Origin of the sequence: Acinetobacter sp. UBA3025 (genome assembly GCF_002367915.1) — a bacterium.
Lineage (GTDB): Bacteria > Pseudomonadota > Gammaproteobacteria > Pseudomonadales > Moraxellaceae > Acinetobacter.
In genome coordinates this window covers 1-9,071 of the sequence record NZ_DFDO01000227.1, presented here as the reverse complement: position 1 = coordinate 9,071, position 9,071 = coordinate 1, and the positions used below count along the sequence as shown (strand labels likewise).

Here is a 9,071-nt window from a genome sequence, read left to right as displayed (position 1 = left end):
TATTTTAAAAACTATAATGACTATTATGGGCATTTAAAAGGAGATGAAATTTTACAGAATCTGGTCAAGGTCATTCAGACGGTACTTCCCGAATCCGCTTATTTAGCCCGTTATGGCGGAGAAGAATTTGCGATTCTACTCACTGATGTACCTGTTCAGGCAGCCTTACAGTCTCTGGAGAAAGTTTTAATCAAGATCCGAGAACAGCAATTTGAACATTTAAATCGGACAGATGATAAATCCTATGTCACGGTCAGTATGGGTGTTTCCTGGATGGATCAAACACATCCCTATCCAGATATTCATGCACTGATGAAAGCGGCAGATGTGCAGTTATATGCGGCTAAGCAGGCAGGGCGAGATCAACTTAAAATGACATAAAAAGTTTTAATTTTAAAAAGCGTATTTATATAAATGATAATTTTCTTCATTTTCTGATGAAGGGTTCGGTGAGAAAAATCCATTTTTTTGATAATAACTTAAAGCGGTTTGAGTCGATTGGACTTTAATTTTATGAATATTTTTACGCACTAAGGATTTGTGCATCTGATCAAAAAGCTGAGTGCCAAAGCCGAGTCGCTGAAAACGTGCAGCCACATAGTGCATCAGGATTTCTCCTGTGTCACTGACCAGCAAAAAGCCGACAATCAGATCATTTAAAATATATACCCGACAATCGTTATAAAGCATTTCCACAATCAACTGGGCATGATTAAACTGTTCCAGCCAGCGCTGGATCACGCTGTCTTCACGTTGATGATCCAAAATACAGGATTGAATACTGTCGTGGATGACCTGAATTATTTGAGGTATATCTCGAATCTTCCCTTCACGAATCATAATTTTATTCATTTACTCGACCATAAAGAGGGACCTTTTATTTGAAGGAAAATGCTCAAAAAAACAAATACCAATCATGTAGCTTTTTGAGTGCATTTGCTAAAAAATCCAGAGTTGATGATCGATTCTGTAGTGATTTGTCTGATTTATTTATCCTGATCAATATTGGCTTTCTGAATTCATTCTAATTTTTAACAAGATTTTAGATCCTTATTTCAAATTGAATACTGGGAAATAAGGCTCAACCGAAGAAAAAATCCAAGAAGATCTAAAAAAAATCCTCATGTTTGCTGTACAAAAAATAGACTTGTGTTAAGTTGAAAGAAGATCGCCAAATCAAGAGTTGGCAGACCGTGATAAAAATAAAATTAACCACACGAGATGATCAATGATTCTTAAATTCCTGATTTTTTCATGTCTAGCCCTCATACTTTATGCGATGTGGTTTATCGGCATGAAAATCTATAAAACCCAACGGTATGTAAAGAGTAAACGTGTCGAAAAAGAGGATCCGATTTCCAGCAGGACTGAAGAGAGTCAACCTGAGTCTCAGGAAACATTGCATGTGGTCGATGCCTATGAGCTGGAACTGTTTGATGACGTGGCGCAATTATTTTTCCAGCATCAGGTTCAGATTCAGGATCGCAATGAAGCAGAGCAGTTACAGCAGGAATTGCTCCGTAAGATGCCGATGCATACCGGTACACAAATCCGTCAGATGGATTTAGGCGAATGGTCAATTTTCTGGAATTTTTATGACCAGTCACTGGAATATTATGTCGGCCGTTATGGGGTATTTTATGCCCATGTCGACCGTTTCGGCGAGGAACACCGTCAGGAAATCAGAACCGATATTCAACAGGCACGTTATGCTTAAGCAGCTAAATGCTTAAATGCTCTAGAAACTAAAATCAAGCTGCATATTTGAGTTGATGTAATTCGCTGAACTTGTTGAGCACTTCATCCCAGAGCTGTTCTGCGCCCTGACGGAAATAGCCCATATGTCCCATATGCTTGATTCCATAATCAGCTGCCTGAATATTGATATAATGCAACGGAGCCTGACGATAATGTTGCATAAAAGCCTGTCTGGATTCAGGTAAGGCCCAGGCATCATCAAGCGCGGCTACGGCATAAATAGGCGTTTTTACCGCGGCATAATGGGTATGCAGGTCTTTCAGTTCAGGATCGGCAAAGAAATAGGTCGGATTTTTACACCATTTTCGCCACTGACGATAAACATCACGCGGCAAGTCGGCGCCCATATTCAGTTTGCTCCATGGCAAATAGCCTGCCACCGCTACCATCGGTGGGAAAACAATATTCCAGATTACCTGAACCTTGATTCTTTCAGTTAAAGGCATATAACCATGCCAGCCAGCACCAGTGCCAAAGCAGTACATTGCTTCAATGCGATCATGATATTTGCTTAATCCCAAGGCCTGTCCGCCATAGGAATGACCAATCATATAGATGTCCAGACCGGTTTGGCTGAGATAATCAATCGCAGCGCTGAGATCATATTGTCCCCAGTCCAGATAGGACATCTTAAAATTCTTTAACCGTTTAGGCGCAGAATTAGCCACCCCACGATAATCAAAAGTCAGTACCTGAAAACCTGCATGTGCTGCATAATCGGCAAAGCGCCGGTAAAAAGCTTGGGGAACACCTGTCGCACAGGCGATGACAATATTGGCTTTGGCATATTCACTGCGGTAAAGCTTGCCGGTTAAGGTATAGCCATCTTCTGCCAGAAACTGCACGGTTTCAACCTGAACTTTTCCTTGTTGCATACTGGATATCCTTATACGTGGATTGAATCAGGGGAGGTGAATCTATATTATTTTTAATCTGATCTAAGCCAAGATGTCAAAACTCACGAGTCGTAAATGACATCTATGCTTACCTATATGGCATGTAATCGCCTCATACAAAAGGAAGGGCTGCCTCATGCTGATTGATTTTCATCAGGCACAATTACAGAAATTTATGGCTTTAGCGACTCAGGTTGAAGCTGAACCGGAACACTATTTACAGTTTGATTCCGTTTCTGATTTTTATAAGGCCAGCTGGTTAAAGAAATTTCCTGCGGGTACGGTCTGGTATGCTTCCGGCCTAGATGATGGGGCAGAAGAATTTCATGCGGTCATTGAGTATCGTGAAGTTCAGCTTTTACTCAGCTGTGGACCCTGTATATCTGCAAAAATTGCCTGGAAACATTGACCTCAATGCCAATTTTTCTCAATAAAAAAATAATGACAGCCGATGTAAAATTGACTTAAATAGCTTATCTTCTCTGTCAGATGATTCATTTGACTTAATTTGAGTCCATAACCCCTAATAAAAATAAGGAAAATAGATATGGCCCACCAGTTTACCGTAAATGCAATTATTCGCGGTGTTTCGATTGATGAGTTTAAACGTCTGGCAAATGACATCAGTTTGCATGAAGCGGTTTGTCATCGGATCCCTGCTCAAAATATGGAAATTCTGGTTTCAGAAAAGCAGGGACACCTGTATACCCTGAAACGTGCCTACAATCTGGATGTCAAAATCCCAGATATTGCCAAAAAACTGCTAAAAGATGCATTTCGCTTGCAACGTACCGATGTCAGCAATTTAGAAGAAATGACTTCTGTTGTGGAACTAGGTGCCAATCTGCCAATTGAAGCCAAATGTCAGCGTGCCGTTACAGGTGATGAACAGCAGATCCAGTTCCAGTTAAACTGGACGGTGAATGTGAAAGTGCCTTTGGTCGGTGGCATGCTAGAAAAACATGCCGAAGGTGAAATCCGTAAGTTCAGTGAAATCGAGATCAGCATCGTGGAAGATGAGCTACGCAAGAATCTGACAGCTTAAGCTCGTATTTTTACGCTTAGAAAAAGAGCCTTTGAGTCAGGCTCTTTTTTATTTTAGGCTGTTTTTTCAAATTTGCTGCGGTAAAGCAGGGCAGTGAATAGGGTCACTAGACACACAGTCCAGATATAGTACAGGGCACCAATATTGCTATATAGGCTCAACCATTGTACCAGTGGCAAGGTGATTCCACCTGCAATCGCATAGGCCAGATTATAGGAAAATGAAATTCCGCTGAAACGGATTTGTGCCGGGAACATTTTCACCATGCTATAGGACACCATGCCCACGGTTCCTGAGCTCAGGCCTAGGAGCATATACAGCATGAATACGGTAGATGCTTCAACATGACCCAGACTGTGATAAAAAATCCCAGCCATTGCCGCGACAAAAATAGAGCCAAGCAAAATCACTTTACCTGCACCGAAACGGTCAGCCAGTACACCCGCAATAATGCAACCGAGCATTTGCATCAGGATCGCAGCACTTTGCATTTTGAATGCATCAGCACGTTCGAAGCCAAAACTGGCCACCAGCAGATTCGGCATCGCCAGAATCAAGACCACCACACAGCCGGTCAGGAACCAGGTAAATAACATCCCGATGCCTACAGCAGTTTTGTGGCTTAATAGTACCTGTTTGACTGGTAATTCTTTCGCCAGTTCTTTTTTCGCCTGCATGGCTTTAAAGACTGGAGTTTCTTTCAAATAACTGCGCAGGTACAGTGCCACAAAACCGAAAATCCCACCCAGAATGAAAGGAACGCGCCAAGCCCAGTCTTTGATTTCCGCTTCAGTGAACTGAAGTGAAATAAATAGCGACATTAGGGCACCAAGTAGAATCCCGAGCGATAGGCCGGCAGTCAGCAAACCATTGGCAATCCCAATTCGGCGTTCTGGCACATGCTCTGACACAAAGGTCCAGGCAGCCGGAATTTCACCGCCAATCGCAATACCTTGAATAACACGCATCAATAGCAGCAGTAATGGTGCAGCATAACCAATACTTTCAAAGGTTGGCATGATCCCGATCATGAGGGTCGGTAGCGCCATCAGCAAGATGGATAGACTGAATAGACGTTTACGACCGATCAGATCCCCAAAATGTGCCATCACCACACCACCGAGTGGGCGGAAGAAATAGCCTGCAGCAAAGATGCCATAGGTATTCAGCATGGCCCAAAATGGACTCAGGGTACTTGGAAAGAACAGTTCGGAAATTAGTTTGGCGTAGAACACATAAATGACAAAATCATAGAATTCCAGTGCGCCACCTAGGGACGATAGTCCGAGGGTGCGTTTATCAGCACGGCTCAGATAGGGTTGTGCATTCATGTGGTCGTTCCATTATTTAATATCCATGACTTGAATGCTGATTTTAAAGAAGGGTTATTTTCTTGAATAATCAATCTTTCTTTGTTTAATCTAAACTAAAAGTTATTAAAATTTGAACGAACGAAATTATTTGGAATATTTTGATTAATTATTTTCCTTTCAGGTGAAGTTTTTAAGGCAAAAATAAGCTGGATTTCGACATATTACTTAAAACCCAGCTTATCTTTTTTAGACGTATTTATTCATTTTAGTATGATGTTCATTCTGTAATTTTCTCTCTAAGATAGAGTTGGATGAAAAATTGCAGGATAACGTGATGACAAATACCTTGGCGGTGGCGCAGCAAGGCGAGACCATTTTGACCTTAATTGCCAGTCCGGTCACACAGGCTGAATTTGACAGTGACTGGTTGCGGCAATTTAACAGCGCCTTGATGGAGACCATGCAACAACGTCAGGGCGTGGGCATTGCAGCGCCCCAAGTTTATGTGTCTAAACGCATTATTATTGTCGCATCACGGCCCAATTTACGTTATCCGGATGCGCCGTATATGGAAGCCGTGACCATGATCAATCCGGAGATTATCAGTACTTCAGCTACACAAGTATTGGGTGAGGAAGGCTGTTTAAGTGTGCCCGAGCAAAGAGGGAGGGTAGTTCGAGCAGAAGAGATTCAGGTACGTTATTTTACGTTAGAGGGAAATGAAATGGTTCAAGTGTTCAAAGGCTTTCCGGCACGAATTGTACAGCACGAAATTGACCACCTGAATGGAATTCTATTTGTAGAGAAGCTTGCAGAAGCATAATTACTTGGTCTGAATTGCAGTGCCATAAGCAAAGGCTTCAACCATACCGCCTTGCATGCCAAGTTCAGTCGTACTGAGGCGGATTCCCATAATCTGGTCAGCGCCCATTTTTTCTGCTTCCAGTTTTAACCGTACTATAGCTTCACGTCGTGCCCGTTCAACGACACTCTCATAACTGGTCAAACGACCACCTAACATGTTTTGCACATTAGCAATCGCATATTTAAAGTAATCATGTGAAATGACCACATTGCTGCTGATCATATGACCGGGGAATGTAGATTCGTTAAAACGGCTATTATTGACCCGGATATAAGCTAAACGCTGTTCCTGCTCATCCAGATATTGCAGATGCTTGCGCTCGTTATAGCGACCAAAACCGAAACCCACGCTGAACAGAATGGCAAAAATGACAATCTGTATAATCAATCCGTCCATGCATTAGTTCGCCTGTGGAAATGGATCAGGCAGTTTAGGCATGACTGGATCAGCGATAACTGGATCAGCGATGACTGCTGTGCCATAAACAAACAGTTCAGAAGCACCTTGGGCAATATTTGAGGTAGAAAAACGAATACCCACAATCGCATTGGCACCCATACTGCGAGCTTTTTCAATCATCCGGTTCATGGCTTCCTGACGGGATTCTTCCAGTAATTCGGTATAAGCGGTCAACTCGCCGCCGACAATATTTTTCAGGCCGGCCAGCAAATCACGTCCAACATGCTTACTGCGCACAGTACTGCCATAGACCACATCGATTTGCTGGCGAATGGTATGTCCCGGTACAGATTCCAGATTGCTTAGTAACATTCATATCCCTAAATTAGAAAAAATACTTTGATTATTATTACACTTAAAATAGATAGTTTAGTCATTATAAATTTCTTCAGATGACTCAGGCAGCTGGGGTAAATACTTTGTTTGGATCACCCCTTGAGCTGACCAATAGGGAAGTTCAAGTTCAGTAATACCTTCTGCATAAGAAGCCAATTCATACAATGGATAGACAAATACAATTCCATTGGCATTGAAATAGAAATTATCACTTACTTCAAATGCATTTTGCTCAATATGATGTTGTTCAAGCCACTCACGATTATGTTCGTAAAGTTCAGTTTTGAGTTTTTCTTTGCTTGCAGGTGCCAAAATATCATTCAGGCTTAAACGCTGCTTGGTATTGAGATCAAAAATAACGTAGTCACTATGATGCATACCATGTGCAGCGCCTGCTGGGTAATATTCGGAAAAGTATGTAAAGTTTGCGATATTGTAATGCTGACCGATATAACGTACAGCAGTGGTACTGTAGTTGGTTGATGGCATTTCAGGATCAAGAGTGACCTCTACAGCAGGTGATTTGTCGAAAGCTTCAGCATGGTCTTTTTGTAAACGCTCCAAAAAATATTGGTTTAACCAATTTACATTCGTTTTCACTGTTTGCAGATGATATTTAGTGCAACTGGCAAACTCATCCTCACTGGCTGGATGGCATACTTCATTTTTACTGAGCTGTACACGTTCAGTTTTAGCCTTAATCAACGGTAAGCTTTCTTTTTCAGCGACGGTTTCCGCTGTTGGTTCAGGTTTTGAATCTACTGTATTTTTTTGTTGGCATGCGGTTAAGAAAATTGAACTTACCAAGGCAGATAACAATATTTTTTTCATCGATTTACATTTTATAAAGTGTTAAGTCTCATCCAATTGAGTATACAGATTTCTTGATTCAATAAAATATATCGGCTATTGGACCAACGTATAAAAAAAGCCCACCGAAGTGAGCTTTTCTGAAAAAGAGATTAAGCTTATTTTGCCTGTTCGGCACGACGCTGTTCGGTCACAGACGGGCGATACGGTACGGTGTCTGAAGTGTTAACTTTCAAACCACCACCAAGACTCTTGTACAGCTCAACCTGGCTGTTCAGATTCGCCTGTTCAAGTAATAACAAACCTTGTTCTGCTGCATATGAAGCACGTTGTGCATCCAGTACAGTCAGATAGCTGTCAATACCGGCACGGAAACGTGCTAGAGACAGGCGGTAAGTCGTGTTGGTCGCATCAACCAGACGGCGTTGAGCAGCAATACGGTCACCAATATTCTGACGTACCGCCAGGGCATCATTCACTTCACGGAATGCAGTTTGAATGGATTTTTCATAATCTGACAGCGCAATTTGCTGATCTGTTTCAGAAATACGAATATTGGCCTGACGTGTACCCCAATCGAAAATTGGAATATCCAGACTTGGGCCTACAGACCACGCAAAACTGCCAGATTTGAACAGATCACCCAGATCCGCAGATGCAAAACCTGCAGAACCCGTCAGGCTGATGGTTGGGTACAGACGTGCACGGGCAGCCCCAATATTGGCACCTGCCGCAGACAGACGGTATTCAGCTGCACGTACATCCGGACGGTTAATCAGCAGGTCACTTGGTAAGCCTGCACCTAGGGCCGCATTAGAGGTAATGCGGGTAACACGTTGTGCCGGTAACAGGTTGGCCGGTACGGGTTGACCTACAAGCAGATTTAACAGGTTTTGTGCCTGAGCCACCTGGGTGCGATAGTTGGCAACATCATTACGTGCAGTTTCAACAGAAATCTGTGCCTGACGTACTGGAAGTTCGCTATCGATCCCCACATCAAAACGTTTCTTGTTCAGGTTGTAGGATTCAAGCTGGGCTTTCAGCGTTTGCTCAGCCAGTGCCAGATTGGCATTGGCAAATGAGTAACTTAGCCATGCTTGGGCCACCTGACCAATCAGGGAAATCTGAGTCGCATCACGTGCACTTTGAGTCGCCAGATAAGTATCTAAAGCATTGTCACGCAAGCTACGCACACGACCCCAGAAATCTAGCTCAAATGCAGTTACGCCTAGACCGACATTATAAGTCGTCACAGCGCCACGGCTTTGCGGGTTGTTACTGCCAGTATCCTGACGTAACACGCTGCCGCTCGCACCAATGGTTGGCAGACGGTCATTTTCAGAAATCTGATAAGCCTGTTGGGCACGCTGAATGTTTAATGCGGCAGTACGCAAATCACGGTTATTGGTCAATGCCAAGTCCAGTACCTGTAACAGGCGCTGGTCAGCAAAGAATTCTTTATAACCCTGTTCTGCTACAGAAGTACCTGAAGCATTGGTATAACTGCTTGGGATATTTGCCTCTGCAACGGGCTCTGGCCCACGCATACTTTGACAGGCTGTCAAAGCAAGCGCGAGGGCAGAAACCGC

12 protein-coding genes are annotated in these 9,071 nt (G+C 43.0%); 5 read left to right on the top strand and 7 right to left on the bottom strand.

What is annotated here, in order from left to right:
* On the top strand, positions 1 to 381 hold a 381-nt coding region (locus B4J23_RS09655), incomplete at its 5' end, for a diguanylate cyclase domain-containing protein (protein WP_291360278.1).
* 12 nt (positions 382 to 393) lie between these two features.
* Here the strand turns inward: B4J23_RS09655 and B4J23_RS09650 are convergent.
* Positions 394 to 840, bottom strand: a complete 447-nt coding sequence (locus tag B4J23_RS09650) for a GNAT family N-acetyltransferase (RefSeq protein ID WP_414631571.1) — start codon at positions 838 to 840, stop codon at positions 394 to 396.
* A gap of 391 nt (positions 841 to 1,231) precedes the next feature.
* Between B4J23_RS09650 and B4J23_RS09645 the strand changes: the two genes are divergently transcribed.
* Positions 1,232 to 1,717, top strand: a complete 486-nt coding sequence (locus tag B4J23_RS09645; protein ID WP_291360280.1) for a hypothetical protein — start codon at positions 1,232 to 1,234, stop codon at positions 1,715 to 1,717.
* A gap of 34 nt (positions 1,718 to 1,751) precedes the next feature.
* Here B4J23_RS09645 and B4J23_RS09640 read toward each other — a convergent pair whose 3' ends face one another.
* Positions 1,752 to 2,633 (bottom strand): alpha/beta fold hydrolase, encoded by an 882-nt coding sequence (locus B4J23_RS09640; RefSeq protein WP_291360274.1) that lies wholly within the window; start codon positions 2,631 to 2,633, stop codon positions 1,752 to 1,754.
* A gap of 157 nt (positions 2,634 to 2,790) precedes the next feature.
* On the opposite strand from B4J23_RS09640, the gene B4J23_RS09635 reads away from it, so the two are divergent.
* Positions 2,791 to 3,063 (top strand): hypothetical protein, encoded by a 273-nt coding sequence (locus B4J23_RS09635; RefSeq protein WP_004784921.1) that lies wholly within the window; start codon positions 2,791 to 2,793, stop codon positions 3,061 to 3,063.
* A gap of 138 nt (positions 3,064 to 3,201) precedes the next feature.
* On the top strand, positions 3,202 to 3,699 hold the full coding sequence (locus B4J23_RS09630) for a DUF2505 family protein (protein ID WP_159123396.1): 498 nt from the start codon (positions 3,202 to 3,204) through the stop codon (positions 3,697 to 3,699).
* A 53-nt stretch (positions 3,700 to 3,752) separates the two neighbouring features.
* Here B4J23_RS09630 and B4J23_RS09625 read toward each other — a convergent pair whose 3' ends face one another.
* The gene (locus B4J23_RS09625) at positions 3,753 to 5,030 is read right to left on the bottom strand and encodes an MFS transporter (protein ID WP_179992624.1); all 1,278 of its coding nucleotides are present in this window, start codon (positions 5,028 to 5,030) and stop codon (positions 3,753 to 3,755) included.
* Positions 5,031 to 5,346: 316 nt separating this feature from the next.
* On the opposite strand from B4J23_RS09625, the gene def reads away from it, so the two are divergent.
* A complete protein-coding gene (def, locus tag B4J23_RS09620) occupies positions 5,347 to 5,835 on the top strand; it encodes a peptide deformylase (RefSeq protein ID WP_180069928.1) in 489 nt (162 codons plus the stop codon).
* Here def and B4J23_RS09615 read toward each other — a convergent pair whose 3' ends face one another.
* The 4 genes from B4J23_RS09615 to adeK form a co-directional block, all read right to left on the bottom strand.
* Positions 5,836 to 6,273, bottom strand: a complete 438-nt coding sequence (locus B4J23_RS09615) for a YbjQ family protein (protein WP_291360269.1) — start codon at positions 6,271 to 6,273, stop codon at positions 5,836 to 5,838.
* Positions 6,274 to 6,276: 3 nt separating this feature from the next.
* Positions 6,277 to 6,648 (bottom strand): YbjQ family protein, encoded by a 372-nt coding sequence (locus tag B4J23_RS09610; RefSeq protein ID WP_291360267.1) that lies wholly within the window; start codon positions 6,646 to 6,648, stop codon positions 6,277 to 6,279.
* 57 nt (positions 6,649 to 6,705) lie between these two features.
* Positions 6,706 to 7,503, bottom strand: a complete 798-nt coding sequence (locus B4J23_RS09605) for an RsiV family protein (protein WP_159123400.1) — start codon at positions 7,501 to 7,503, stop codon at positions 6,706 to 6,708.
* Between the two features lie 137 nt (positions 7,504 to 7,640).
* Positions 7,641 to 9,071: multidrug efflux RND transporter AdeIJK outer membrane channel subunit AdeK (gene adeK / locus B4J23_RS09600; protein WP_291360264.1), on the bottom strand; the 1,431-nt coding region annotated here is incomplete at its 5' end.